Source organism: Streptomyces sp. NPDC041191 (assembly GCF_055591945.1).
Genome location: NZ_JBVIZC010000007.1, coordinates 181,571 through 208,506, shown reverse-complemented (window position 1 = coordinate 208,506; position 26,936 = coordinate 181,571). Strand labels below are relative to the sequence as shown.

Below are 26,936 nucleotides of genomic sequence, written 5' to 3'. Positions count from 1 at the left end.
CCGTATGCCGGGGTGACGCCTACGCGGTGAGCTTCGCCAGCGCCGCGTCGACGCGGGCCAGCGTCTTCTCCCTGCCGAGGATCTGCAGGGACTCGAAGAGCGGGAGGCCGACCGTGCGGCCGGTGACCGCGACGCGGACGGGGGCCTGGGCCTTGCCGAGCTTGAGGCCGTGGGCCTCGCCGGCGGCCAGGACGGCGGCCTTGAGGGACTCGGGGTCGCTCCAGTCGGCGTCCGCGAGCTTCTCCCGGGCGGTGGTGAGGAGCGCGGCGGGCTCGCCCTTCATCGCCTTGTCCCACGACGCCTGGTCGAAGACCGGCTCGTCCAGGAAGAGGAAGTCGACGTTGGCCGTGATGTCCGAGAGGACGGTCAGGCGGGTCTGGGCGTACGGCGCGATGGCCTCCCAGGCGGCCCGGTCGAAGTCCTCGGGCGCCCAGGGGGCGTGCGGGGCGCGCAGCCAGGGCTCGCACGCCTCGGCGAACGCCTTCACGTCCAGCATGCGGATGTGGTCGGCGTTGATCGACTCGGCCTTCTTGAGGTCGAAGCGGGCCGGGTTGGCGTTGACGTCGGCGATGTCGAACTTCGCCACCATCTCGGGAACGGTGAAGATGTCCTGGTCGGCCGAGAAGGACCAGCCGAGCAGGGAGAGGTAGTTCAGCAGGCCCTCGGGGAGGAAGCCGCGCTCCCGGTAGAGGTTGAGGGACGCCTGCGGGTCGCGCTTGGAGAGTTTCTTGTTGCCCTCGCCCATCACGTAGGGCAGGTGGCCGAAGGCGGGGATCTCCTGGGCGACGCCCAGCTCGATCAGCGCCTTGTAGAGCGCGATCTGGCGCGGGGTGGAGGAGAGCAGGTCCTCGCCGCGCAGGACGTGGGTGATCTCCATCAGGGCGTCGTCGACCGGGTTGACCAGGGTGTAGAGCGGGGCGCCGTTGGCCCGGAGGATGCCGTAGTCCGGCACGTTCTCCGGGGTGAAGGTGAGCTCGCCGCGGACCAGGTCGGTGAAGGTGATCGGCTCGTCCGGCATCCGGAAGCGCACGATCGGGGTGCGGCCCTCGGCCTCGTACGCGGCCTTCCGCTCGTCGGTGAGGTCGCGGCAGTGGCCGTCGTAGCCGGAGGGGCGGCCGGCGGCACGGGCGGCCTCGCGGCGCTCGTCGAGCTCCTCGGTGGTGCAGTAGCAGGGGTACGCGTAGCCGCCGGCGAGCAGCTTGTCCGCGACGTCCTTGTAGATGTCCATCCGCTGCGACTGGCGGTACGGCGCGTGCGGGCCGCCGACCTCCGGGCCCTCGTCCCAGTCGAGGCCGAGCCAGCGCAGCGAGTCGAGCAGCTGGTGGTACGACTCCTCGGAGTCGCGCGCCGCGTCGGTGTCCTCGATGCGGAAGACCATGGTGCCCTGGTTGTGCCGGGCGAAGGCCCAGTTGAAGAGGGCGGTGCGGACCAGGCCCACGTGGGGGTTGCCGGTCGGCGAGGGACAGAAACGGACGCGGAGGGGAGCGTTAGCCACGCTTGATCACCTTATTGGTGAGAGTGCCGATGCCTTCGATGGTGACGGCGACCTCGTCGCCGACGTTGAGCGGTCCGACTCCGGCGGGGGTACCGGTGAGGATGACGTCGCCGGGGAGCAGCGTCATGGCCTCGGTGATGTGGACGACCAGGTCCTCGACGGAGCGGACCATGTCGCTCGTACGGCCGAGCTGGCGCTGTTCGCCGTTGACCGTGGCCCGCACGGCCAGGTCGCCCGGGTCCAGGTCGGTCTCCACCCAGGGCCCCAGGGGGCAGGAGGTGTCGAAGCCCTTGGCGCGGGCCCACTGCTTCTCGCGCCGCTGCGCGTCGCGGGCGGTGACGTCGTTGGCGCAGGTGTAGCCGAAGATCACGTCCTTGACGCGCTCCCGGGGGACCTCGCGGCACATGCGGCCGATCACCACGGCCAGTTCGGCCTCGTGGTGCAGCTCGCTGGAGAAGGAGGGGTACTCGATGGCGTCGCCGGAGCCGATCACCGAGGTGGTGGGCTTGAAGAAGGCGACGGGCACCTCGGGGACCTCGTTGCCGAGTTCGGCGGCGTGCTCGGCGTAGTTGCGGCCGATGGCCACGACCTTGTTGGGGAGCACCGGCGGCAGGAGCCGCACCTTGCTCAGCGGGACCTTGGTGCCGCTGAGCTCGAAGTCGGTGTAAGGGATGCCCTTGATGATGTCGAGGACGAGGTCGCCGGACGCGGCGGACTCGGCAGGTCCCTCGCCCTCGACCGCGCCGAAGGCCACGTTGCCGTCGATGGAGAATCTGGCGATGCGCACGAGTGCTGTCGCCCCTCACTTGGTACTGGCTGGAGTCTGACGCTCCAGGCTAACGCGGCGGGGGGCCGCCGGAAGGCCCCGCGGGGGCGTACGGGCCGGTGGGGGCGGGTCAATACACCTAGCGGGAGGCCGGGGCGTAGGGGGCGGGCTCGTGCGGGGCCGGGGCCTTCATGAGGACGGTGCGGCGCGGGTTGGCCGTCCGGCCGGGCAGTTCCACCGTGTACTCCGGCCGGGCGCCCCGGCCGAGCTGCGCGGCGTCCGTGAGGTGGACGAGGGTGGAGCGGCGGGGGTTGGCCGTGGTGGGGGGCGTCGTCTTCTTCATGGCGGTGACTCGGACCTTGTTCCGGGACGGGCGCCCGGGCGGGCGCGTGGGACGTAAAACGTCAGGCTAAACACCCGTTTCCCTCGAGATGCATGCCCAAGTCATCGATTTCCTTGTGAGTTTGCTCACTTATGAGGGGAGTTTCCGGGCATTACGGACGGCTTCCGATCGACCCCGAAAGGTACATTCCGCCACTGAACGATCTATTCCGCTCCCGATCATGCCGACTGGGACACACGGGGGCGCCAGGTCGTTGGGACGGAAAAGTCCGAATCATCCGTGATCGTTTTCTACAAGGGGTGACCCTTTGCGCACGCGTTGTCATACCCCTCCCGGCGCGACACGCGGCCCTTGTTGGAGATCCTCCACTGTGCTGGAATTCCACGCACCGCCGCGGGTTTCAAGCCGGCGCGCAGGGGGCGCAACGCAGCGCCGGCCGCGTGGCGGGAAGAAGGGGGAACTGCGCCGGTCACCGACGACCACCTGGGGTGCTCCACGCCCCCCGACGACGCCGACACCGTCCTCTCCGTTCATCCGGAAGGGCGCCTGGTCCAGAGGTTGCGACGCTAGTGCAGGGACGTTTCAAGAGGGATGGCTCGGGGTCTCCCCAGGCCCGCCAGGGCCGAGCGGATGCTCCGGCGGAGCAGGAACCGCGCGCCGGGACCGACCGCGGTCCCTCGGCCCCGCACACCCCGAACCAGGGTCAGGGACCGTCCGGCGAAGGCGGTGACGGCGGCCGTCGCGCGGGCGCCGCGACCGCTTCCGCCGACCCGTCCGCCGCTTCCCCCGACCCCCGGGCCGGGAACCCCGACAACGGGGTCGGCCCCCGAATAGCCCTCCGCAACTGGCGCATCTCCACGCGTCTGGTCGCGCTCCTCACCCTGCCCGTGGTCGCGGCGACCACCCTGGGCGGCATCCGCATCAACGAGTCGCTCCAGGACATGGAGCAGCTCGACCACATGCAGCTGCTCACCAAGCTGACCCGTGAGGCGACGGACCTCGCGCAGGCCCTCCAGACCGAGCGCGACCTGTCCGCCGGCCCGCTGGCCAACGGCCGTCCCAGCAGCGACTACCAGGTCTCCAACCCGCGCCGGAAGACCGACCTCGAGTACAAGGCGTTCCTCACCGCCACCGAGGAGATCCCGGCCGCCGACGGCGACGAGGCGCTGCGCAGCATCCGGCAGAACGTCAGCCAGATCGCCTCGCAGGTCACCGAACTCCACTCCATCCGGAGCAGCGCGTACGAGAAGGGCGTCTCCCACTCGGTGACGGTCGAGGCGTACAGCCGCCTCATCCGCTCGCTCCTGAGCCTGTCCCAGGACATGGCGCAGGCGACCAGCAACCCCGAGATGATCAAGCGGACCCGCGCGCTCGCCGCGTTCTCGTCCGCCAAGGAGTACGCCTCCATCCAGCAGGCGATCATCGCGGCGGCGCTGCCCCCGAGCGACAAGACCGCCGGGCGGATCGTCCAGGGCGACCGCCTCTACGGCGAGGCCGCGCTCAACAGTGAGGGCGTCGAGCTCAAGACCTTCCAGGCGATCTACGAGTCGACCGGCGGCGACGCCGACGAGCTGACCGCGCCCCTGAACCGGGGCAACCCGTCGATCATCGCCGCCGACAAGTACGCCGAGCGCGTGCTGAACACCGACACCGCGATGCCGGAGGGCGTCAAGCGCGGCCACCTGAACTTCACCGACGAGTACGGCACCAAGATCACCGCGATGAACCGCATCGAGAGCGGTCTCCTCGGCGACATGGAGGGCATGGCCCGCGAGCTGCGCCAGGAGTCGCAGCGCGAGGCCATCATCAACGGTGCGCTGATCCTGCTCGTCCTCGGCGTCTCCCTCATCGGCGCCTTCGTCGTGGCCCGGTCCATGATCCGCTCGCTGCGCCGGCTCCAGGACACCGCGACGAAGGTCGCCCAGGAACGCCTGCCCGAGCTCGTCAAGCAGCTCTCCGAGTCCGACCCGCAGGACGTCGACACCTCCGTGGAGTCCGTCGGCGTGCACTCCCGGGACGAGATCGGCAAGGTGGCCGCGGCCTTCGACGACGTGCACCGCGAGGCCGTGCGCCTCGCCGCCGAGCAGGCCCTCCTCCGGGGCAACGTCAACGCGATGTTCACCAACCTCTCGCGCCGTTCCCAGGGCCTCATCCAGCGCCAGCTCTCGCTCATCTCCGAGCTGGAGTCCCGCGAGGCCGACCCGGACCAGCTCTCCTCGCTCTTCAAGCTCGACCACCTCGCCACCCGCATGCGCCGGAACGGCGAGAACCTCCTCGTCCTCGCCGGCGAGGAGCCGGGCCGCCGCTGGACCCGTCCGGTCCCGCTGGTCGACGTGCTCCGCGCCGCCGCCTCCGAGGTGGAGCAGTACGAGCGCATCGAACTGGCCGCGGTCCCGGCCACCGAGGTCGCCGGCCGGGTCGTCAACGACCTCGTGCACCTCCTCGCCGAGCTGCTGGAGAACGCCACCTCGTTCTCCTCCCCGCAGACGAAGGTCCGGGTCACCGGCCACGCGCTGCCCGACGGGCGCGTGCTCGTCGAGATCCACGACACCGGCATCGGCCTCTCCCCCGAGGACCTGGCGGCGATCAACGAGCGGCTGGCCTCGCCGCCCACCGTGGACGTCTCGGTCTCCCGCCGCATGGGTCTGTTCGTGGTCGGCCGCCTGTCCCTGCGGCACGGCATCCGCATCCAGCTGCGTCCCTCCGACTCCGGCGGCACCACCGCGCTCGTCATGCTCCCCGTCGACGTCGCCCAGGGCGGCAAGAAGCCCATGCCCAAGCCGGGCGCGGGCGGTCAGGGCGCGATGCCTCCGGGTGCCTCCGCCCCGGGCGGGCGGCTGCCCGGCGGACGTCCGGGTCAGGGCGGCGCGCCGTCCCCGGCGGCCGGACGGCTCGGCGCCGGCGCCGCGCGCGGTCAGGTCGGTGCGGGCGGCCCCCGGGCCGCGCTGCCCGCCCGCGACGGCGCGCCGCTCGCCGGTGGTCCGCAGGACCCGCAGCGGTCCCGCGCCCCGCAGCCGCAGAACGCGCGGCCGGAGCAGACCGGTCCGCTGTCGCAGGCCCCCCAGTCTCCCGACGCCCTGCGTCCGGGCCCCGGCGGAGGCGGCTTCATCGGCGGCGCCGCGAGCGCCATCCCGTCCCGCACGGACGTGTGGGGCAACCGGAGCGCCCCGCAGGCCGGTCCCGGCCCGCAGCAGCCGCAGGCGCCGCAGGACGGCCGGCAGGGCGGGTACGACTTCCCGCGCGCCGAGCTGCCCGGCGGCACCCCCCAGCCGCAGCGCCCGCAGGCCACGAGCTGGGGCAACGAGCAGCAGGCCCAGCAGCAGGCGCGGTACCCGCAGCAGGAGACGCTTCCGCAGGACGCCCCGCGCGGCCACGAGGACCCGGAGACCACGGGCCGGTTCGCGGTTCCGCAGGGTCCCGGCTCCACGGGGCAGTTCGCCCGCCCCGACTTCGGCGCGCAGCAGGCCCAGGCCCCGCAGCAGCCGCAGGGGTACCAGGACGGCGCGCAGGACCCGGCGTCGACGGCGCAGTTCCCGCGCCCGGACTTCGGCGTTCCGCAGGGTCCCGGCTCCACGGGGCAGTTCGCCCGCCCCGACTTCGGCGCGCAGCAGCAGCCCCAGGCGCCGCAGCAGCCGCAGGCCCCGCAGGGGTACCAGGACGGCGCGCAGCAGTTCGGCCGGCAGCCCTTCGTGCCGCAGCAGGCCCAGCAGCAGGCTCCGGCGCCGCTCCGGCGGCCCGGCGGCGACGACTTCGGCACCCCGCGCCCGGCCGAGCCGGTCCGCGGGCAGGAACCGCAGCAGCCGCAGCTCCAGCAGCCGCGCCGTCCGGAGGCGCTGCCGCCGGCGGGCGGCGCGGGCGACGGCCGGACGCCGCTGTACGACACGCTGGAGACCAACTGGTTCCACCAGGAGCAGGCCCGGCAGCAGGCGTCGGCGGCAGGCCAGGTGCCCGACCCGACGCAGACGGCGCAGATCCCGGTCGTGCCGCAGCCGTCCGCCCCGGCCCCCCGGCCGGCCGGTGACCAGCAGGCCGCCGACGGCGGTCGCCAGACCGGCGGGGCCGCGTGGCGGTCCTCGCCCAACGACGAGCTGGTGCGTCAGGCCGAGCGGGTGCGCAAGCCCGCGGCCGGCGGCGTCACCACCTCCGGCCTCCCCCGGCGCGTGCCGAAGGCCAACCTCGTACCCGGGACCGCACAGGAGCAGGCCCACACGGCCGGCCCCCAGGTCTCGCGTGCACCCGACGACGTCCGCGGCCGGCTGACCAATCTGCGCCGCGGCATCCAGCAGGGCCGACAGGCGGGCAACTCGACCACGGGTAGCTTCCACCTCGGTCCGAACCATCAGCAGGAGCGTTAGTTGAACGCGATGAGCCAGGCGGCGCAGAATCTGAACTGGTTGATCACCAACTTCGTGGACAACACCCCCGGGGTGTCCCACACGGTGGTGGTCTCCGCCGACGGACTCCTGCTGGCCATGTCGGAAGGATTCCCCCGCGACCGCGCCGACCAGCTGGCGGCGGTCGCGTCCGGACTGACCTCGCTGACCGCGGGCGCGTCCCGGATCTTCGAGGGGGGCCCCGTCGCGCAGACCGTGGTGGAGATGGAGCGCGGCTTCCTCTTCCTCATGTCCGTCTCGGACGGCTCCTCGCTGGCCGTGCTCGCCCACCCCGAGTGCGACATCGGCCTCGTGGGCTACGAGATGGCGCTGCTGGTCGACCGGGCCGGCAGCGTGCTCACCCCGGACCTCCGCGCGGAGCTCCAGGGCAGTCTGCTCCACTAGCGGTGTCCGTACCCGGACACCCCTGACCCCGCCCGAATGACCGACAGGGCGGTACGCCCCTCCGTACCGCCCTGGGCACCGTTCACCGTCCGGCCGCCCCATCCGGCCCCCCACCGGCCCCATCAGACGGCAGAAGCCTTGCTGTCACGCCCGGAGGATTCATGACCCCGCCCCCCGCCTCTCACGATCCGTACGGCTCCTCAGTCGACGAGTACGGACACGAGGGCGACCAGCCGCTGGTGCGTCCGTACGCGATGACCGGCGGCCGGACCCGGCCGCGTTACCAGCTCGCCATCGAGGCGCTGGTCAGCACCACGGCCGACCCGGCGCACCTCGCCACGCTGCTCCCCGAGCACCAGCGGATCTGCCACCTGTGCCGCGAGGTCAAGTCGGTGGCCGAGGTGTCGGCCCTCCTGTCGATGCCGCTCGGCGTCGCCCGGATCCTCGTCGCCGACCTGGCGGAGGCCGGCATGGTGGCGATCCACCAGCCGGGCAACGGAGAGACCGGCGGCACGCCGGACGTGACTCTGCTCGAAAGGGTGCTCAGTGGACTTCGCAAGCTCTAGCGGCGGTGCGGCCCGGTCGACCACCAGCGCGAAGATCGTGGTGGCGGGTGGCTTCGGCGTGGGCAAGACCACGTTCGTCGGCGCCGTCTCGGAGATCAACCCGCTGCGTACCGAGGCCGTGATGACCTCCGCCTCGGCGGGGATCGACGACCTCACGCACACCGGTGGCAAGACGACGACGACCGTCGCCATGGACTTCGGCCGCATCACCCTCGACCAGGACCTGATCCTGTACCTCTTCGGCACGCCCGGACAGGACCGGTTCTGGTTCATGTGGGACGACCTGGTACGCGGCGCCATCGGCGCCGTCGTCCTCGTGGACACCCGCCGCCTCGCCGACTGCTTCCCGGCGGTGGACTACTTCGAGAACTCGGGCCTCCCCTTCGTCATCGCCCTCAACGGCTTCGACGGCAACCAGCCCTACCAGCCCGAAGAAGTGCGCGAGGCTTTGCAGATCGGCCCCGACACCCCCATCATCACCACCGACGCCCGCCACCGCGCCGACGCCAAGAGCGCGCTCATCACCCTCGTCGAGCACGCCCTCATGGCACGGCTCAAGTAGGGGAACGGGCCGGGCGGTTGTCCCGTGCCCCGCCGGGGGCGGCCTGTGTCGTTCGACACGGCCGTCCTCATGTTCATAACGTTTCGACAGAGAATTGGAGCGCCTCGGACACCCGACGCATCCGGTCGGTGCCGCTGTGCTCACCTGAGCCCCGTCATTTGACGGGGCTCGCTCTTTATGCCCGTTTTATTCTTCGTTCGGGCCGACGGGGGCGGTCGTCTCCCGGTGTTTGGAAGGGACCCCCTTCACGTGCTGCAATTCATGAACTCCCGAGTAGTACGGCCCTGAACGAAACACCGGCACAACGTAGGTGCCGACGCCGAGAGGTTGTTGGTCGAGTGAGGCGAAGCAAGGAAAGCTCCGCGGAGCAGGAGACGCGGGGCAACTTCACGCCGCCGTCACGCACAGCGGTGCCGTCCGCGGGCGTGCCCGTGACGCCGCCGCCCGCGGAGGCGGCCGAGGGAAGTTCCAGCAAGCTGTCGCCCCGCAACTGGCGGGTTCCCACCCGTCTGAACGCGATCCTCCTCATACCCGTGCTCGTCGGCCTCGTCATGGGCGGTTTCCAGGTCAAGGGGTCGATCGACACCTGGCAGGAGGCCCAGGACGCCGAGAAGACGGCGCTCATCGTGCGCGCCGCCTCGGAGTACAGCACCGCCCTGCTCGACGAGCGGGACCTCACCGCCGCCCCGCTGCTGGCCGCGAGGACCCCGGAGGACCGCAGGAGCAGCGAGGTCCAGCAGGCGTACGCCAGGACCGACGCGGCCCGCGCCCGGTTCGCCGAGGCCGCCGGGAACCTGCCCTCGGGCCAGGGCCTGGAGCGCCGGCTGCGTCTGTTCAAGGACGAGGAGCCGAAGCTCGACGCGCTGCGCAAGGACGCGTACGCCCGCTCCTACGACCCGGTGAACACCCAGCTCGCGTACACCGGCGTCCAGCACTACCTCACCGAGTTCTCCAACGAGCTCGGCCTGGGCACCGGCAACGTCACCAGCTACGGCCGCAGCGTCTACGCGATCCAGCTCGCCAAGGGCGCCGAGTCCCTCCAGCGGTCCATCGGCACCCAGCTCCTCGTCCGGCCCAGCCAGAACGAGGCGGTCTTCGCCCAGCAGTCCGTGGCGTTCAACTCGTACAACTACCTGGAGCAGATCGCCCTCGGCGAGTTCAGCTCCGGCGGCATGCCCGAGGACGTCGAACTCCTCAAGAAGGTCATGGCCGCCAAGGCCGCCGAGGGCGCCAGGCAGACCCCGAGCGGCGACGCCGTGCCGCCCAAGGGCAAGGACGGCACCCTCTACTCCGGCATGGCCTCCGCGATCGGCACCGCCAAGGGCCCGGACGGCATCGCCGCCCTGAAGGCCAGGGGCATCACGCAGGAGACGTGGATGGCGGTCGCCACCGCCAAGTTCACGGGCTACAGCGAGGTCGAGAAGTCCCTCGTCGACAAGGCCGTGGCCGAGGCCGCCCAGATCTCCGACGACGCCAAGACGGACGCCTGGCTGGACGGCGCCGTCGTGGTCGTCGCCCTGCTCGCCGCGTTCGTCCTGGCGGGGATGATGGCCCGCCAGATGAGCCGCTCGATGCGCACGCTGCGGACCGCCGCCTTCGGCATCGCCGAGCAGCGCCTGCCGATGCTGGTCGACCAGCTCTCCCGCACCGAGCCGGGCCGGGTCGACACCCGGGTGCAGCCGATCCCGATCGACTCCCGGGACGAGATCGGCGAGGTCGCCCGCGCCTTCGACCAGGTCCACCGCGAGGCCGTCCGGCTCGCCGCCGAGCAGGCCATGCTCCGCGGCAACGTCAACGCGATCTTCACCAACCTCTCGCGCCGCAACCAGTCGCTGATCGAGGGCCAGCTGACCCTCATCACCACCCTGGAGAACAACGAGGCCGACCCGGACCAGCTGGAGAACCTCTTCAAGCTGGACCACCTGGCGACCCGCATGCGCCGCAACGGCGAGAACCTCCTCGTCCTCGCCGGCGAGGAGCCGGGCCGCCGCTGGGACCAGCCGGTCCCCCTGGTGGACGTCCTGCGCGCCGCCTCCTCCGAGGTGGAGCAGTACGAGCGCATCGAGCTGGCGGGCGTCCCGGAGGCCGAGATCCACGGCCGGGCCGTGACCGACCTCGTGCACCTGCTCGCCGAGCTCCTGGAGAACGCCACCACGTTCTCCTCCCCGCAGACCAAGGTCCGCGTCACCGCGACCCGTCTCCCCGACGGCCGCGTGATGGTGGAGATCCACGACAAGGGCATCGGCCTCACCGCCGAGGACTTCGCGGACATCAACCACAAGCTGGCCAACCCGCCGACCGTGGACGCCGCCATCTCGCAGCGCATGGGCCTCTTCGTGGTCGGCCGGCTCGCCGACCGGCACGGCATCCGGGTCCAGCTCCGCCCCTCGGGCGAGCAGGCCGGGACGACCTCGCTGGTCATGCTGCCGGACGCGATCACGCACGGCGGTGGCGGCGAGCAGCCGGCCCACGACGACTTCACCGTCTCCCAGATCATCCCGGAACAGCAGCAGCAGAACGCCTTCGAGGGCGGCTCGGCGCAGCCGGTGCTGACCGCGGCCGACCTCGGCTTCGACGACTCGCGCTACGAGCAGCAGCCGTCCGGGGAGGAGCGTCCCTCCGCCCCGGCCGACCGTTCGCCGCGGCTGGAGAGCCGGCGTGCCGCGCTCGGCGGCCGGACCCGGGAGGACGGGGGTCCGCTCTTCCGCGACGAGGCCGGGCGGACGGAGGAGTACGACCGGGGCCAGGAGCAGCAGGTCCCCCAGGACCGGGGCTACGGCCAGGAGCAGGGTTACGGCCAGGCCGGGGAGCAGGGTTACGGCCAGGACCGGGACCAGGGTTACGCCCAGACCGGGGAGCAGGCCCCCCAGGGCCAGGAGTACGCTCCGGCGCAGGAGTACGGGCAGCCGGGACCCCAGGGATACGGCCAGGAGTACGCGGCCGGGTACCCGCGGCAGGACGGCTACGCCGAGGGCGGCTACGGGACGCCGCAGCCGGCCTACGAGGGGTACTCCCAGCCCGGCTATGCGGAAGCCCCGTACGACACCCAGGGCACCGAACACCAGACGTACGGAAACACGTTCGATTCCCATTCCCACCAGGCGGAGTGGCCGGATCAGAACACCTACCGGAACGACTACGCACAGGAGTACGGAGCGGAACCGGAATCTGCTCCGGCCGCTCCCGAACAGCCCGCCGACCGCGTAGGCTTCGACCGTCCGGGTCCGACCCCGAGTTCCGCCCCGGACGCCGGCCACGCGCTGACCGATGCCGGACTGCCGCGCCGCGGCGGCGCCGCCCCGGCGGCGCAGCGGGCCGAGGCCCCCCGGCCGGAGCAGCCGCAGAACGAAGCCGGTGGTTCCGACGACTGGCGCTCGACCAACGACGAGCGCTGGCAGCGGGCCGGAAAGCTCAAGGAGCCGAAGGCGGGCGGGGTCACCTCGTCCGGTCTCCCCCGGCGGGTCCCGAAGGCCAACCTGGTCGAGGGCACGGCCGAACAGACCCCGCAGGGCGGCCCCCAGGTCTCCCGCGCGCCCGAGGACGTCCGGGGCAGGTTGAGCAACCTGCGCCGGGGCGTCCAGCAGGGACGCAACGCGGGGACGGACACGAACGGATCGGGCCTCGGCCCGGGCAGTACCTACAACCAGGAGCGTTAGTGTGAGCATGAGCCAGGCGGCGCAGAATCTGAACTGGTTGATCACCAACTTCGTGGACAACACCCCCGGGGTGTCCCACACGGTGGTGGTCTCCGCCGACGGACTCCTGCTGGCGATGTCCGAGGGCTTCCCCCGCGACCGCGCCGACCAGCTGGCGGCCGTCGCCTCCGGACTGACCTCGCTGACCGCGGGCGCGTCCCGGATCTTCGAGGGCGGTGCGGTCAACCAGACGGTGGTGGAGATGGAGCGCGGCTTCCTCTTCATCATGTCGATCTCGGACGGCTCCTCGCTGGCCGTGCTCGCCCACCCCGAGGCGGACATCGGCCTCGTGGGCTACGAGATGGCGCTGCTGGTCGACCGGGCCGGCACCGTGCTGACCCCCGACCTCCGCGCGGAGCTCCAGGGCAGCCTTCTCAACTGAGTGAACTCTTCCCGGCCGAGGGAAGTCTTCTCAACCAACAGACAGACCGTGCGTTTCGCGCCACCGCCCCGTAGGGTGCGGTGGCGCGGCTCCAAGGGACATGGACCGCGAGGCAGTCGGAGGAGGAAACGTGGGAACACCCCCGGGCGCGAGCCCTTACAACGGTTACGACCCGCACCAGGCACCGCTGGGCGACCCCGCCCGGAACCGGTACGACTTTCCCTCCGCCCCGAACAGGCAGGGTGCGCCGCAGCACTACGGGCACCCCCAGGCCCCGCCGACCGCCGCCGGTTCGCCGAGCTCCTCGCGCGGCTCGTCCGCCGCGAGCGGCTCCGGCGGGCACAACCCCCTGGTGCGTCCGTACGCGATGACCGGCGGCCGGACCCGGCCGCGTTACCAGCTCGCCATCGAGGCGCTGGTCAGCACCACGGCCGATCCGTCCCGGCTGCAGGGGCAGTTGCCCGAGCACCAGCGGATCTGCCGGCTCTGCTTCGAGATCAAGTCGGTCGCGGAGATCTCGGCGCTCCTCTCCATCCCCCTCGGCGTCGCCCGAATCCTCGTCGCCGACCTGGCGGAGGCCGGGCTCGTCGCCATCCACCAGCCCGGCGGCGACGAGGCCGCCGGCGGTCAGCCAGACGTGACACTGCTCGAAAGGGTGCTCAGTGGACTTCGCAAGCTCTAGCGGCGGCGCGGCCCGTTCAACCACCAGCGCGAAGATCGTGGTGGCGGGTGGCTTCGGCGTGGGCAAGACCACGTTCGTCGGCGCCGTCTCGGAGATCAACCCGCTGCGTACCGAAGCCGTCATGACCTCCGCCTCGGCGGGGATCGACGACCTCACCCACACCGGCGACAAGACGACGACGACCGTCGCCATGGACTTCGGCCGCATCACCCTCGACCAGGACCTGATCCTGTACCTCTTCGGCACGCCCGGACAGGACCGGTTCTGGTTCATGTGGGACGACCTGGTACGCGGCGCCATCGGCGCCGTCGTCCTCGTGGACACCCGCCGCCTCGCCGACTGCTTCCCGGCGGTGGACTACTTCGAGAACTCGGGCCTCCCCTTCGTCATCGCCCTCAACGGCTTCGACGGCAACCAGCCCTACCAGCCCGAAGAAGTGCGCGAGGCTTTGCAGATCGGCCCCGACACCCCCATCATCACCACCGACGCCCGCCACCGCGCCGACGCCAAGAGCGCGCTCATCACCCTCGTCGAGCACGCCCTCATGGCACGGCTGCGGTAGCCGTACCCCCGCGTCCGTGCCGAAGGCCGCGTCCCCCTTCCCGGGGACGCGGCCTTCGGCGTCGCTCCGGGGGTACGACGGAGGGCCGGAACCCGGTGTCATCGGGGTTCCGGCCCTCGGTCCGTCGTACGCCCTCCCGCGGTCGCCCACGGGCCGCGGCGGGTCTCAGCGCCAGCTGTGCGGGGCGCGGAAGCCGTGCTCGCGCTCCAGACGGCGCCAGCCGGCCGCCGTGCGGCCGTGGCGGGCGGTGGTGTCGTCGGGCCGGGCGGCCGCGCGGGCGAGCAGGACCGCGGTGATGGCGGCCAGCTCCTCGGGGTCGGCGTGGCCCTTCTCGACGCGGAGGAGGTTGGCGGGAGTGGTCATGGGGATGACTCCTCTTGCTGGGGCTCCGGGGCCCGGCGGGGCCCGGGGAGCGTGCGGAGGGCGAAGTCCTACTGGGGCGGGTTGCCGTGCTTGCGGGACGGCAGGTCGGCGTGCTTGGTGCGGAGCATCGCGAGGGACCTGATGAGCACCCGGCGGGTGTCGGCGGGGTCGATGACGTCGTCGACCAGGCCGCGCTCGGCCGCGTAGTACGGGTGCATCAGCTCGGCCTTGTACTCCTTGACCATGCGGGTGCGCATGGCGTCGGGGTCCTCCGCCTCCGCGATCTGCTTGCGGAAGATCACGTTGGCGGCTCCCTCGGCGCCCATGACCGCGATTTCGTTGGTGGGCCAGGCGTACGTCAGGTCGGCGCCGATGGACTGGCTGTCCATGACGATGTAGGCGCCGCCGTACGCCTTGCGCAGGATCAGGCTGATCCGGGGCACGGTCGCGTTGCAGTAGGCGTACAGCAGCTTGGCGCCGTGCCGGATGATTCCACCGTGCTCCTGGTCGACGCCCGGGAGGAAGCCGGGGACGTCCAGAAGGGTGATGATCGGGATGTTGAAGGCGTCGCACATCTGCACGAAGCGGGCGGCCTTCTCGGACGCCTCGATGTCCAGGACGCCGGCCAGCGACTGGGGCTGGTTGGCGACGATGCCGACGACCTGGCCGTCCAGGCGGGCCAGGGCGCAGACGATGTTGCGGGCCCAGCGCTCGTGGACCTCCAGGAAGTCGCCGTCGTCGACGAGCTCCTCGATGACCTTGTGCATGTCGTACGGGCGGTTGCCGTCGGCCGGGACCAGGTCGAGGAGGACCTCGGAGCGGCGGTCCGCCGGGTCCTCGGAGGGCACGGTCGGCGGGTTCTCGCGGTTGTTCTGCGGGAGCATCGACAGGAGGTAGCGGACCTCCGCGATGCAGGTCTCCTCGTCGTCGTACGCGAAGTGCGCGACGCCGGAGGTCTCGGCGTGCACGTCGGCACCGCCGAGGCCGTTCTGGGTGATCTCCTCGCCGGTGACCGCCTTGACGACGTCCGGACCGGTGATGAACATCTGCGAGGTCTCGCGGACCATGAAGACGAAGTCGGTCAGCGCCGGGCTGTAGGCCGCGCCGCCGGCGCAGGGGCCGAGCATGACCGAGATCTGCGGGATGACACCGCTCGCACGGGTGTTGCGCTGGAAGATGCCGCCGTAGCCGGCGAGGGCGGAGACGCCCTCCTGGATGCGGGCGCCCGCGCCGTCGTTCAGGGAGACCAGCGGGGCGCCGGCCGCGATGGCCATGTCCATGATCTTGTGGATCTTGGTCGCGTGGGCCTCGCCGAGCGCGCCGCCGAAGATCCGGAAGTCGTGCGCGTAGACGAAGACCGTGCGGCCCTCGACGGTGCCCCAGCCGGTGATCACACCGTCGGTGTAGGGCTTCTTCGCCTCCAGGCCGAAGCCCTGCGCGCGGTGCCGGCGCAGCTGTTCGACCTCGTTGAAGGAACCAGGGTCGAGCAGCAGCTCGATGCGCTCGCGCGCCGTCAGCTTGCCCTTCGCGTGCTGCGCCTCGGTCGCCTTCTCACTGGGGCCCCGCAGCGCCTGCTCGCGCAGGACGTGCAGCTCGGCCACTCGGCCGCGGGCGTCAGCGGGCTCGCTCGGAATCTGGTCCACAACGGTCATGTACCGACCCTACGAAGTCGGACAAGAAAACTGCGCCGTCCACTCCGTACAGTCTCGCGTGTCGATTCCTGGTGAGGCCGGACAGAACCGTGACGCGTGAAGACCGAGTCGACAGCCGGACACCCCTCTTGTTTGTAGGGTTCTCACACAAGCCCGCTCGGAGGCACCCCGGCCACGGGCGGTGCGCCCCCTCTCCGGGAGGCCCGGCGGAACGCGGGCGGCGCCCGGGGAGACACCCTCCCCGGGCGCCGCCCGGCCGTTCCCGTACGGTGCTCGCGCGGGTCAGCCGCCGCAGTGGAAGCGGGCGCTGCCCCAGTCCGCGTGGTCGTTGCCGTTGCCGTCGCCGCCGTCGTCGACCACCAGGTCGACGTAGGCCGCGCCGGTGACGTCGGCGGTGAGCGGCCAGGCGGGGTCCGCGGCCCCGAGGACCGGGGACTTCACCTTCTCCGCGCCGTCCGCGAGGACGGCGAAGCGGACGCTGCCCCGGCCGGTCTGGACGTCGTCCACGCCGACCTCGGCGGTGAAGGAGGCGCACCGGCCGCCGAGATAGTAGCGGACGGTGGAGGGGGCGTGGGTGCCCAGGCCCTTGGCGTGGGCCACTCCCCCGATCCGCAGCGGGGAGCCGTCCCCGGTACCGGTCTCGCCGTTGGAGAGGTCGCGCTCGACGGGGCCCCAGCCGTTGGTGGCCGAGGTCCAGTCGTGGTCGCTGGCCCAGGTGTCGGCGGTGGGCGGCGGGGGCAGGGTGCGGACGGTGGTGGCGGCGGCCAGCCTCCGCTCGCTCCCGCCGACGTCGTAGGTGAGGGAGGCGTCCAGCGGGTACGACCGGTAGGGCGCGTCCACCGGCGGGGTGACCTGCCAGGTGGCGGTGGCCCTGCCGCCCGCCGCGACCGCGTCGAGGACGACGGGCGCGGCCGGTTCGGCGGTCCAGCCCGCGGGCAGGGCGAGGGCGGCCCGCGCGCCGGTGACCCCGGTCGCCTCGTCGTTGGCGAAGGTGACGGTGACCCGGTTCGGGCGGCCGGGCTCCAGGGTCTCGGGCGCGGCGACGGCGAGCGAACCGCAGGCGGCGCGCTCGGGGGCCGGGCCGAGGTCGGTGACGGTGAAGCCGTCGAGGACGAAGTCGGCGCCGTCGGGGGCGTCGGCGCGCTTGCGCAGGCCGGTCCAGGTGTCGCCGCAGCCCGCCGTGACGGTCTCGGCGAAGTGCCCGGTGGTGCGCTGTTGCCCGATCGGGGTGCGCCGGGTCTCGACCGCCCCGGTGCCGTTCGGGCGGTCGTAGCCGGTGACCCACTCGTAGGCGCCCGCGTGGCTGGACTGGTGGTCGTACTCCACGCGGTAGCGGTGGCCGTCCTTCATCGGGACGGTCCAGGGCGCGGTCCGGTAGACGAGGCCGCTGTTCTCGTCGTGGGACTTGAGGGACTCGGCGCCGCCGATGACGTCGTCGACCGGCTTCCCGTTCCAGCCGGCCCCGGTGTAGGGCGCGTGCGACTGGGCGATGTGGGTGCGCGGGTCGGTCGTGCCGCCGGAGTCGCCCTTGAGGAAGGGGCCCCAGCCCTGGTCGACGGCCTCGAAGTCCTCGTACGCCGTGGTCCCGGCCCTGGTGGCGGGGGCGTTGGCGACGACCCTGACGTCGTCCACGCGGACGGCCGCCGCGCTGCCGGCCGCCGCGCGGACCGTCAGGACGGTGCCGCGGGCGGGCGCGGTGAAGGTGACCTTGGCGCGCTGGAAGCGGGTGCCGTTCCAGTCGGAGGCGGCGACCCGGTCCTGGAGCGGGGAGCGCTCGACGGTGACGGACGCGCCGCCGGCGGAGAGGGTGGTCGGACGGGTCTTCCCCGGCTCGACCTCGATCAGGGCGGAGGCGGTGTACCGCTCGCCGGGGACGAGTCCGGTGAGCCGCTGCCGGAGTTCGGCGGTGGCGGCGCCGGTGAGCTTCGCGCTGTTGCGGCCCCGCTCGTCGGTGTCACGGGCGACGGTGCCGGTCTTCGTCCAGCCGGCGAGCTTCGCGTCGTTGAAGCCGGGGTCCTTCACCGGGGTGCCCCGGCCCCACTGGGGGTCGGCCGGCTCGGGGGCCCGGTCGGGGTGGAGGACGTACGCCTGTCCGGCGGCGGCCTCCAGGGTGATCCGCCCGCCGGCGGGCCGCACGGTGGCGGTCTTCACGCGCCCGTTGTCGGTGAGCCTGTACACGGTGTACGAGCGGGCCCCGGGCGGGACCTGCCAACTGGTCGTGCCGCCGGTCTCGTTGTAGTGGTAGAGCTTCTTCCCGCCGTCCCAGGGAAGGAGGTAGCTCTTGCCGTCGAGGACCTTGCGGCCGTTCTCGTAGAAGGTGCGGCGGCCGTTCTCGACGGTGCCGCGGACGCCGCCGGTGAAGGTGACGTCGTCGCCGTCCCAGCGGGTGATCCGCTGCCGCTGGAGGTACTTGGCGGGCAGGTTGCGCTGCCAGATGTTGGCGGTGAAGGCGTTCCAGTCGGTCTCGCCGGTCCAGCCCTCGAAGTCGACCAGGGCGGTCTGGCCGAGGACCGGGTCGTCGTTCCAGACGTCCTTCTCGCCGTTGCGGATGAAGCGGATGATCCGCGAGTTGAGGCCCTTGTTGGTGGCGCCGCCGTAGTCGAGGTCGTTGGCCCAGTGGGACCAGAGGGAGGAGCGCTCGAACTTGTCCGCCCACTCGGTGGCGACGTTCCAGCCCTGCGCCCGCACCGCCCGCATCGTCTTGTCGGCGATCCAGCCGTGCGTGTAGTAGACGTCGATGTAGAGCGTGGAGAGGTTGGGGTCGGTCTCGTCGCGGAGCTGCTGGAAGCGGCGGGCGAGGTCGCCGCTGTTGATGTCCCGGCGCTGGTCGATGTAGTAGCTCTGGTTGAGCCAGTTCCAGCCGGGCCTGGTCTTGTCGACCAGGGTCTCGCTGAAGTTCTTCGCCTCGGGGTACGCCTCGGTGGCGTTCACGTGGACGCCGAAGCCGGCGTTCCACTTCTTGCCCTCCCGGAGGAGGGTGTTGAGGTCGGCGAGGCCGCCGGCCCGCTTGTTGTAGTTGCCGCCGTAGTCGGGGTGGGCGGAGTCGTGGCCCTCGGAGCCGTACCCCTTGAGCAGGGCGAACTGGCCGAGGCCGTCGGTGGCGAGCGAGATCCGCTTGACGTCGTCCAGGGTGCGCAGGAAGGGGTGGGTGGCCTGGGAGGCGAAGTTGAACGGGATGTGGGCGACGACCCGGTCGGGCGTCCGCTCGCTGCCGGGGGCCTTGATCCCGATCGTGCGGAAGGCGACGGCGCCGTCCTGCCAGTCGGTGGTCCCGTCGCCGTTGGCGTCGGGGGTGACGACGACCTTGGCCCAGGGCAGGGCGTCCCCCTTCTCGGGCTCCGGGGCGCCCTCGCCGCGATGGGTCCACTGTCCCGACCAGACGCCGACGCGGGTCTCGGCGCCGTTCCTGCGGGCCTGGTGCCAGAAGCGGGCGCCGTCGCGGGCGGAGGCGCCGGAGGGCTTGTCGTAGCTGGAGTTGGACTCGACGGCGGCGGCGAGGCCGCCGGCGCTGACGATCGCGTAGGAGGCGCCGACCGGGTTCGCCTCGGCCGGGGTGGCGTCCGTGATCCGCGCGAAGACGTCGGCGGTGCGGGTGGAGTCCGGGTCGAGCCGGGTGAAGGCGGTCGCGGCATCGGCGTCCGACGAGCCCACGGAGACCAGGTCGTGGCCGGGTATGTCGAGGGTTCCGACGCGGAACGCCCCGGTGTCGCGGACGGCGGTGACCCGGAAGGCGGTGGTCCGGCCGTCCACGCTCAGCCGCGCGTCGATCTCGACGCCGGGCAGGTCGGGGAAGACGAGGGTGTAGGCGGCGGAGGTGCGGGACAGGACGGGGGCGCCCTTGGCCCGGACGGCGCGGGCGGTGCCGTTGAGGACCACCTGGGTGACCGGGGCCGTACTTCCGAGGAGGCGGGCGCCGCTCGCGCGGTCGGTGTACGAGAGGACGCGGGGGAAGTCCTTCGCGACGGCCACGGCGAGCGGGCCGGAGGTGAGGACGGCGCTCTCGGCGGTGTCCGCCGCGACTCCGGCGGAGGACACGGCTCCGGCGGCGGACGGGCTCCGGACGTCGGCCAGGGCCGGTGGCGCCAGGGCGAGGACGGTGGACGAGGCCACGGCGAGCGCGCAGGCCGCACGGGTCCTTCGGGGGTGAGGGAGGGGCATGCGCACCAGTTGGCCCCGGCCCGGCGGCACCGTCAACGGGATCGCACCGCGGGGGGCCCTCCAGTCCAAGAACCCCCTCCGGTTAGTCCAAGTGGACCCCGGAGGGGGCTCTCCCGGCGGCTTCCCGGGGTCAGCAGCCGCCGCAGTTGTAGAAGGTCACGTCCCAGTGGTTGCCCTCGTCGGCGTAGACGTTGCCCGCGCCGGACTTCCACTGCGGGGCCCCGTCGCCGCGCACGCCGATGTAGGTGAACGTGTTCTTGATGTAGCTGCCGAGGCAGGTGTACTTGCTGAAGTCCAGCTTGTAGCCGTTCCAGTGGGAGTACGTGCCGCTCGCGTGCCCGGTCTCGGTGCCGCCCGTGATGTTGAGGGCGCAGCCGCTGGCGCTCCGGAGCGTCTGGGCGCCCTGGGCGGTGGCGAGGTTGAGCTGCTCGAAGGACGTACAGGTGGAGTTGTTGCGGTCGGAGCAGCCGCCGGACGAGGACCAGGTGATCCCGGAGGACCGGAACATCGAGGTCGCGGTGGCGTGGCTGATCTTGGTGACCGCGTGGGCCTCGCCGGCGGAGACGAGGACGCCGACGCCGGGCGCGAAGAGGGCGCCGAGGACGAGGGCGAGGGCGGTCAGGACGGAGCGGAGCTTCATCGGGTTTCCTCCTGCTGGTGACCGTGAGGGGGTGGGGACGGCGGTGCAGGTGGTGCGGAGCGCGCAGGGAGATGGTGCCGCAGTTCTACGCGCGTCCGGAAGAGGGCCTCGACCCTTTCCCGGCGTCTTCCGGGTGAACGTTCTCCGCAGATGTTGAATGTTGAACAGGACGGGGCTACAGTCGTTCTCGTTGAAGGTTCAACCAAATCCGAGCAAGGAGCAGTCATGGGTCTCTTCGGCCGCAAGAACACCGAGTCCGCCACCGCCGTCGCCACCCTCCCGGTCGACCCGGCCCTGGCCGCCCTGACCGGCGACTACACCATCGACCCCGCCCACAGCAGCATCGGCTTCACCGTCCGCCACGCCATGGTCACCAACGTCCGCGGCACCTTCGCCGAGCACGAGGGCGCGCTGCGGCTGGACGGGACGGACCCGGGCTCCTCCACCGCCTCGATCGACGTGAGGATCGCCTCCGTCGACACCGGCATCGCCGACCGCGACAACCACCTGCGCGGCGCCGACTTCTTCGACGCCGAGCGGTTCCCGCTGATGACCTTCCGCTCCACGAAGGCCGAGCAGCTGGGCGGCGACGCGTACCGGATCACCGGCGACCTGACCATCAAGGACGTCACCCGGCCGCTCTCCGTCGACCTGGAGTTCAACGGCTCCGCCACCGACGTCTACGGCAACGAGCGCGTCGGCTTCGAGGGCTCCGCCGAGATCCTGCGCTCCGAGTGGGGCCTGACCTGGAACGCGGCCCTGGAGACCGGCGGGGTCATGGTCAGCGACAAGGTCCGGCTGACCTTCGACATCTCCGCGATCAAGAACACCGCCTGACCCCCGGCCGCGAGGCCGTACGAGCGCGCCCGCCCTCCGCCGCATCACGGCGGACGGCGGGCGCTCGGCGTTCCCGGCCTCTCCCCGCCGCCGTCGGCGGGCCCCGCTCTAGAAGCCGCCTCCGCCGTCGAAGCCGCCGCCCCCGCCGAAGTCCCCGCCGCCGCCGAACCCGTCACCGCCGAATCCACCGCCGTCACCCGTCCCGAAGTCGCCGGAGGAGAAGTCGCCGCCCTGGAAGCCGTCCCCGCCGTACTCGGAGGCGTAGGCCGGGGTGGAGAGCACGGAGCCGAGGAGGGTGCCCACGAGGAGGCCGGGCAGGAGGCCGCCGCCGAAGTAGCCGCCCGCCCAGGGGCCGTAGGCGGGCCCCGCCTCCCAGTAGGGACGGCGGCCGGAAGCGGTGTCGACCGTGCGGGCGGCGGGGTCGAGGCCGTCGTCCAGGCGGGCCGCGTCGGCGGCGCAGACCGGGACCTCGCGGGCGGTGCCGCCGGCCGGGGTCCAGAGCCGGTCCTCGGTGGAGGGGCCGTGGCGCGGGTCGAAGAAGCAGGGGGCGCGCCGCTCGGGCAGCGGGCGGTGCTCACGGCGGGCGGCCAGGACGGCGAGGGAGAAGCGGCCCTCCTCCAGGGCCTCCGTCACCCCGCGCACGTCGTGCGGGCGGACGGCGGAGGCCATGAGGGACTTGGCCCGGTCGTACGCGTCGAGGGCGCGTTCGTAGTCGCCGCGCATGGCGTCGTCGGCACCGGCCTCGGCGGGGTGGAAGTCGAGGCGGTCGAGCTCCTCGCCGAAGGCGGTGATGTCCTCGTCGACGACGACCCGGAGCCTCTCCAGGGCGGCCCGTTCCTCGGCCTCCTTGCGGAGCCGGTTGCGGCGGACGACGGCGTAGGCGCCCGCGCCGCCCGCGACGACGACGCCGCCGAGGACGGCGAGCCCGGCGAGCGGCACCCCGGAGCCGGAGCCGGCGGCGCCCCAGGAGGAGGGGGCGGAGCCGCGCAGGGCGGGCAGGGCCCGGTCCACGAAGGCGTTCAGCTCCGTGGCCGCGTCCACGTCCGGCGCGCGGACGGAGGCGACGAGGCTCCGGACGGCCGCCGGGGACATCACGGAGGGGTCGACCCCGGCGTCGAAGCGGTCGCCGAGGCGTACGGCGTACAGGCCGGTGGCGCCGGTCCGGGCCCGCAGATCGGCGATGAGCCCGCGCGGGGGGAACTGCGCGTTCGCGGGCAGCACGGCCACGAAGAGCGGCTTGTCCGCGTCCTCGATCTTCCGCGCGAGGGCGTCCGCCTCGGCCTTCGGAAGCTGACCGGCGGCGCCGGGGTCCACGTAGACCGGGCCCCGGCGCAGGGCGGCGGCCGCGTCGGACACGCCGGTGGTCCCGGCGCCCGCGGCGGGCACCAGGACCAGGAGCAGCAGCAGTATCAGCCCGCCGAGGGCCGCCGGGCGGGCGAGCGGCCTGGTCCTCATACATCGACGCTACCCGAACGGCGCCGAACAGGACATAGCAGGCCGAACGCGGCTACTCGGCGGGGTCGAGCCCCGCGCGCAGCAGGCCGTAGGTGAAGGCGTCCTCCAGGGCCTGCCAGGAGGCGGCGATGACGTTCTCGCCGACGCCGACCGTGGACCACTCGCCGTCGCCGTCGCTGGTGGTGACCAGGACCCGGGTCGTGGACTCGGTGCCGTGGCGGCCCTCCAGGATGCGGACCTTGTAGTCGGTCAGCTCGAACTTGGCGAGCTGCGGGTAGATCCGCTCCAGGGCCACCCGCATGGCCCGGTCCAGGGCGTTGACCGGGCCGTTCCCCTCGGCGGTGGCGACGATCCGCTCGCCCTTGGCCCAGAGCTTCACGGTGGCCTCGTTGGCGTGGGTGCCGTCGGGGCGGTTCTCGACGATCGCCCGCCAGGACTCCGTGCGGAAGTAGCGGCGGGCCCGTCCCTCGGCCTCCTCGCGCAGGAGCAGCTCGAAGGAGGCGTCGGCGGCCTCGTACGTGTAGCCCCGGAGTTCGCGCTCCTTGACCCGCTCCACGACCCGGCCGACGAGCGCGCGGTCGTCGCCCAGGTCGACGCCCAGCTCCTTGCCCTTGAGCTCGATGGAGGCGCGGCCGGCCATGTCGGAGACGAGCATCCGCATGGTGTTGCCGACCAGCTCGGGGTCGATGTGCTGGTACAGGTCGGGGTCGACCTTGATCGCGGAGGCGTGGAGTCCGGCCTTGTGGGCGAAGGCGGAGACGCCCACGTACGGCTGGTGGGTGGAGGGGGTGAGGTTGACGACCTCGGCGATGGCGTGCGAGATGCGGGTCGTCTCGGCGAGGGCGCCCTCGGGCAGGACCCGCTTGCCGTACTTGAGCTCCAGGGCGGCGACGACGGGGAAGAGGTTGGAGTTGCCGACGCGTTCGCCGTAGCCGTTGGCGGTGCACTGGACGTGGGTGGCGCCCGCGTCGACGGCGGCGAGGGTGTTGGCGACGGCGCAGCCGGTGTCGTCCTGGGCGTGGATGCCGAGGCGCGCGCCGGTGTCGGCGAGGACCGTGGCGACGACGGCCTGGACCTGGGCGGGCAGCATGCCGCCGTTGGTGTCGCAGAGGACGACGACGTCGGCGCCGGCCTCGTGGGCGGCGCGGACGACGGCCTTGGCGTAGTCCGGGTCGGCCTTGTAGCCGTCGAAGAAGTGCTCGCAGTCGACGAAGACGCGGCGGCCGTGCGCGCGCAGGTGGGAGACGGTGTCGCGGACCATCTCCAGGTTCTCTTCGAGGGTGGTGCGCAGGGCCAGTTCGACATGCCGGTCGTGCGACTTGGCGACGAGGGTGACGACCGGGGCGCCGGAGTCGAGGAGCGCTTTGACCTGCGGGTCCTCGGCGGCGGTGCCGCCGGGCCTGCGGGTGGCACCGAAGGCGACCAGCTGCGCGTTCTTGAACGCGATCTCCTGGCGGGCGCGGGCGAAGAACTCCGTGTCGCGCGGGTTGGCACCGGGCCAGCCGCCCTCGATGAAGCCCACCCCGAAGTCGTCGAGGTGCCGGGCGATGGTCAGCTTGTCCGCGACGGTGAGGTTGATGCCCTCGCGCTGCGCCCCGTCGCGCAGCGTCGTGTCGAAGACGTGGAAACTGTCGTCGGGGCGCGAACCCTCGGCGTTCTCCGTGGTCATGGCTGTCATGGCTCCTGTCGGATGTGGCTCCGGACTGTCTGGATCCACTTGCCCCCGTCCCCACGCGGTGTCCGCCTCCGGCACGGGTGGGCCGGAAAACGAAAAAACCCCTCGCGGGTGCGAGAGGTCTGCGCGCGGGTCTGGGGCACGGCGTCCGCCTGCGTGGGGGTCGTTCCACGCGTCAGCGGTCACTGCGGACCGGCGCGCCGCTGCCGATAATCATCGTGGTAGCGAGCACGCCGGAAGTCTGTCACAGCCGACGGCGCGATGGTGCGGGATCTCAGGATACGGGCAGGCCGTCTCGTTTCGGTCCGGACGCGGCGGTGTCGCGCGCGCCGGCCCGGCCCAGGTCGACGTCCCGGGTCTCGCGCATCGACAGGTAGACGACCAGCGAGACGGCCGCGCAGCCGGCCACGTACCAGGAGAAGCCCGACTCGATGCCCGCGTTCTTGAACCAGAGGGCCACGTACTCGGCGGTGCCGCCGAAGAGCGCGTTGGCGAGGGCGTACGGGAGCGCGACGCCGAGGGCGCGGATGCCGGTCGGGAAGAGCTCGGCCTTCACGCAGGCGTTGATCGAGGTGTAGCCGGTGACGACGACGAGCGCGAGGAGGGAGAGGCCGAGGGCGGGCCAGAACGATCCCGCGTGCTTGAGCATCGCCATGATCGGCACGGTCAGGAGGGTGGAGCCCAGGGCGAAGGTGATGAGGAGGGGACGGCGCCCGATCCGGTCGGAGAGCCGGCCGGCGAGCGGCTGGAGGCAGGCGAAGACGATCAGGGCGCAGAAGGAGACCAGGGTGGCGGTCCTCTTGGGGAGGCCGGCGGAGTGGGAGAGGTACTTGGTGAGGTAGGTGGTGTACGTGTAGTACGCCACGGTCCCGCCCATGGTGAGCGCGACGACGAGGAACGCCTCGCGGCGGTGCGCCCAGAGGGCCCTGAGCGTGCCCTGCTGCCCCCGCCCGACGCCGTCGTCCGCGCTCTCCTCGTAGACCTCGGTCTCCAGCATGGTGCGGCGCAGGTAGAAGACGACGGCCGCGCCGAGGGCCCCGACGACGAAGGGGATGCGCCAGCCCCAGGCGTGCAGGTCCGCGTCGGACAGGGTCTGCTGGAGGACCAGGAGCAGGCCGAGGCCGAGGACCTGGCCCGCGGTCATCGACACGTACTGGAAGCTGGAGGCGAAGCCCCGGTGCTCCGGGGCGGACGCCTCGGTGAGGTAGGTGGCGCTGGCCGCGTACTCGCCGCCCACGGAGAGGCCCTGGAGGAGCCGGGCGACCAGGAGGACGGCGGCGCCGCCGTACCCGGCGACGGCGTAGGTGGGGGCGACGGCGATCAGGACGGCGGAGGCGGACATCAGGGTGACGGTGAGGGTGAGGGCCGCCTTGCGTCCCTTGCGGTCGCCGACGCGGCCGAGGAGCCAGCCGCCGACCGGGCGCATGAAGAAGCCGACGGCGAAGATGCCGGCGGTGTTCATGAGCTTGGCGGTGTCGTCGCCCTCGGGAAAGAAGGCACCCGCGAAGTAGGTGGCGAAGCTCGCGTACACGAACCAGTCGAACCACTCGACCATGTTGCCGGCGGAACCGACCCAGATCTTCTTCCACTGCTCTCGTCCCATGGAGAGGAACCGTGCCGGAACGCCCACCCCGCCGACAAGGGCGCATCCGGCAACGATCCTGTGGACTTGCGTGCGTTACGGTCGCGCGAGCAGTTCCTGTTCGACGAACTCCCGTACGTGGTCGAGCACGTGCTCCCGCCCCGTGCCCGGGAGGCCGACGGCGACGTGCACGCTGAAGCCGTCGAGCAGGGCGCGCGTCCGGGTGGCGAACCGGTCCGGGTCGACCGGCCGGAACTCCCCGCGCGAGACCCCCTCGGCCAGGATCGCGACCAGGTCCCGGTGCCAGGCCCCCTCGATGGCGGCCTGGCGGGCGCGGGCGTCGGCGTCGGCGTTCTGGGAGCGGTTCCAGACCTCCAGCCAGAGCGTCCAGTGGGGGTCGCGCGGCCCGGTGGGCACGTACACGTCCACGTACCCGTCGAGCCGTTCGCGCGCGGTCCCGGGCCGGGAGAGCAGGGCGCCGCGCCGGGCCCCGAGCCGCCCCTCGCTCCACTCCAGGGCCTGGAGCAGCAGCTCGTCCTTGCTGCGGAAGTAGTAGAGCAGGTGCCCGCTGCTCATGCCGACCTGCCGCCCGAGCCCGGCCATGGTGAGTCCGTCGAGCCCGCGCTCGGCGATGGTCCCCATGGCGGCGGCGAGCACCTCCTCGCGGGGCGGGGCGGCCTGGTGGCGGCGGCGGGGAGGGGTCGGCGGCCTGCTGCTCTGACTCACTCGTACGTTCTACCCGA

Annotated in this window: 20 protein-coding genes; 9 read left to right on the top strand and 11 right to left on the bottom strand. The window is 72.2% G+C overall.

All coding sequences use genetic code 11. The features are described from left to right. Nucleotides 1–19 precede the first annotated feature (19 nt). The 3 genes from gltX to ACZ6AQ_RS16090 all read right to left on the bottom strand — a co-directional run bounded on the left by gltX (nt 20) and on the right by ACZ6AQ_RS16090 (nt 2,604). Nucleotides 20–1,495 carry a glutamate--tRNA ligase gene (gene gltX, locus ACZ6AQ_RS16100; RefSeq protein WP_468760357.1) on the bottom strand — a complete coding sequence of 492 codons (1,476 nt, stop codon included), beginning with the start codon at nt 1,493–1,495 and terminating at the stop codon, nt 20–22. Further along, the gene (locus ACZ6AQ_RS16095; RefSeq protein ID WP_468760356.1) at nt 1,488–2,282 is read right to left on the bottom strand and encodes a fumarylacetoacetate hydrolase family protein; all 795 of its coding nucleotides are present in this window, start codon (nt 2,280–2,282) and stop codon (nt 1,488–1,490) included. Before ACZ6AQ_RS16095 ends, gltX begins: the two co-directional genes overlap by 8 nt. Before the next feature lie 118 nt (nt 2,283–2,400). After that, nucleotides 2,401–2,604 (bottom strand): hypothetical protein, encoded by a 204-nt coding sequence (locus ACZ6AQ_RS16090; protein ID WP_468760355.1) that lies wholly within the window; start codon nt 2,602–2,604, stop codon nt 2,401–2,403. Nucleotides 2,605–3,173: 569 nt separating this feature from the next. Here ACZ6AQ_RS16090 and ACZ6AQ_RS16085 point away from each other — a divergent pair. From ACZ6AQ_RS16085 to ACZ6AQ_RS16050, 8 genes are all read left to right on the top strand, one after another. Beyond that, on the top strand, nt 3,174–6,959 hold the full coding sequence (locus ACZ6AQ_RS16085) for a sensor histidine kinase (RefSeq protein WP_468760354.1): 3,786 nt from the start codon (nt 3,174–3,176) through the stop codon (nt 6,957–6,959). Nucleotides 6,960–6,968: 9 nt separating this feature from the next. Beyond that, on the top strand, nt 6,969–7,382 hold the full coding sequence (locus ACZ6AQ_RS16080; RefSeq protein ID WP_030496942.1) for a roadblock/LC7 domain-containing protein: 414 nt from the start codon (nt 6,969–6,971) through the stop codon (nt 7,380–7,382). Nucleotides 7,383–7,543: 161 nt separating this feature from the next. Next, nucleotides 7,544–7,948, top strand: coding sequence for a DUF742 domain-containing protein (locus ACZ6AQ_RS16075; RefSeq protein WP_121834079.1), 405 nt, complete (start codon nt 7,544–7,546; stop codon nt 7,946–7,948). Continuing rightward, nucleotides 7,929–8,510: a GTP-binding protein gene (locus ACZ6AQ_RS16070; protein ID WP_116158662.1), complete on the top strand. Its 582-nt coding sequence runs from the start codon at nt 7,929–7,931 to the stop codon at nt 8,508–8,510. Before ACZ6AQ_RS16075 ends, ACZ6AQ_RS16070 begins: the two co-directional genes overlap by 20 nt. Before the next feature lie 338 nt (nt 8,511–8,848). Further along, a complete protein-coding gene (locus ACZ6AQ_RS16065; RefSeq protein WP_468760353.1) occupies nt 8,849–12,166 on the top strand; it encodes a nitrate- and nitrite sensing domain-containing protein in 3,318 nt (1,105 codons plus the stop codon). A 7-nt stretch (nt 12,167–12,173) separates the two neighbouring features. Continuing rightward, nucleotides 12,174–12,587, top strand: coding sequence for a roadblock/LC7 domain-containing protein (locus tag ACZ6AQ_RS16060; RefSeq protein ID WP_026057603.1), 414 nt, complete (start codon nt 12,174–12,176; stop codon nt 12,585–12,587). A gap of 130 nt (nt 12,588–12,717) precedes the next feature. After that, nucleotides 12,718–13,269, top strand: coding sequence for a DUF742 domain-containing protein (locus ACZ6AQ_RS16055; RefSeq protein WP_388689183.1), 552 nt, complete (start codon nt 12,718–12,720; stop codon nt 13,267–13,269). Then, nucleotides 13,250–13,831, top strand: coding sequence for a GTP-binding protein (locus tag ACZ6AQ_RS16050; RefSeq protein WP_015036414.1), 582 nt, complete (start codon nt 13,250–13,252; stop codon nt 13,829–13,831). Before ACZ6AQ_RS16055 ends, ACZ6AQ_RS16050 begins: the two co-directional genes overlap by 20 nt. Nucleotides 13,832–13,996: 165 nt before the next feature. On the opposite strand, the gene ACZ6AQ_RS16045 is transcribed toward ACZ6AQ_RS16050, so the two are convergent. The 4 genes from ACZ6AQ_RS16045 to ACZ6AQ_RS16030 form a co-directional block, all read right to left on the bottom strand. Further along, the gene (locus ACZ6AQ_RS16045; protein WP_388689182.1) at nt 13,997–14,194 is read right to left on the bottom strand and encodes an acyl-CoA carboxylase subunit epsilon; all 198 of its coding nucleotides are present in this window, start codon (nt 14,192–14,194) and stop codon (nt 13,997–13,999) included. Between the two features lie 68 nt (nt 14,195–14,262). Next, entirely contained in the window at nt 14,263–15,846 is a 1,584-nt protein-coding gene (locus ACZ6AQ_RS16040) for an acyl-CoA carboxylase subunit beta (RefSeq protein ID WP_468760352.1), read from the bottom strand. A gap of 282 nt (nt 15,847–16,128) precedes the next feature. Beyond that, nucleotides 16,129–20,004 (bottom strand): endo-alpha-N-acetylgalactosaminidase family protein, encoded by a 3,876-nt coding sequence (locus tag ACZ6AQ_RS16035; RefSeq protein ID WP_468760351.1) that lies wholly within the window; start codon nt 20,002–20,004, stop codon nt 16,129–16,131. A gap of 130 nt (nt 20,005–20,134) precedes the next feature. Further along, the gene (locus tag ACZ6AQ_RS16030) at nt 20,135–20,644 is read right to left on the bottom strand and encodes a hypothetical protein (protein WP_388689176.1); all 510 of its coding nucleotides are present in this window, start codon (nt 20,642–20,644) and stop codon (nt 20,135–20,137) included. A gap of 225 nt (nt 20,645–20,869) precedes the next feature. Here ACZ6AQ_RS16030 and ACZ6AQ_RS16025 point away from each other — a divergent pair, with 225 nt between their 5' ends. Beyond that, nucleotides 20,870–21,481: a YceI family protein gene (locus tag ACZ6AQ_RS16025; protein ID WP_468760350.1), complete on the top strand. Its 612-nt coding sequence runs from the start codon at nt 20,870–20,872 to the stop codon at nt 21,479–21,481. Between the two features lie 108 nt (nt 21,482–21,589). Here the strand turns inward: ACZ6AQ_RS16025 and ACZ6AQ_RS16020 are convergent, their stop codons facing one another. The 4 genes from ACZ6AQ_RS16020 to ACZ6AQ_RS16005 all read right to left on the bottom strand — a co-directional run bounded on the left by ACZ6AQ_RS16020 (nt 21,590) and on the right by ACZ6AQ_RS16005 (nt 26,835). Then, complete coding sequence (locus ACZ6AQ_RS16020; RefSeq protein ID WP_468760349.1) at nt 21,590–22,936, bottom strand: hypothetical protein; 1,347 nt, start codon at nt 22,934–22,936, stop codon at nt 21,590–21,592. A 52-nt stretch (nt 22,937–22,988) separates the two neighbouring features. Continuing rightward, on the bottom strand, nt 22,989–24,605 hold the full coding sequence (gene cimA / locus ACZ6AQ_RS16015) for a citramalate synthase (protein WP_388689373.1): 1,617 nt from the start codon (nt 24,603–24,605) through the stop codon (nt 22,989–22,991). A gap of 280 nt (nt 24,606–24,885) precedes the next feature. After that, complete coding sequence (locus ACZ6AQ_RS16010; protein WP_468760348.1) at nt 24,886–26,214, bottom strand: MFS transporter; 1,329 nt, start codon at nt 26,212–26,214, stop codon at nt 24,886–24,888. Nucleotides 26,215–26,289: 75 nt separating this feature from the next. After that, nucleotides 26,290–26,835 (bottom strand): TetR/AcrR family transcriptional regulator, encoded by a 546-nt coding sequence (locus tag ACZ6AQ_RS16005; RefSeq protein WP_468760466.1) that lies wholly within the window; start codon nt 26,833–26,835, stop codon nt 26,290–26,292. Nucleotides 26,836–26,936 lie beyond the last annotated feature (101 nt).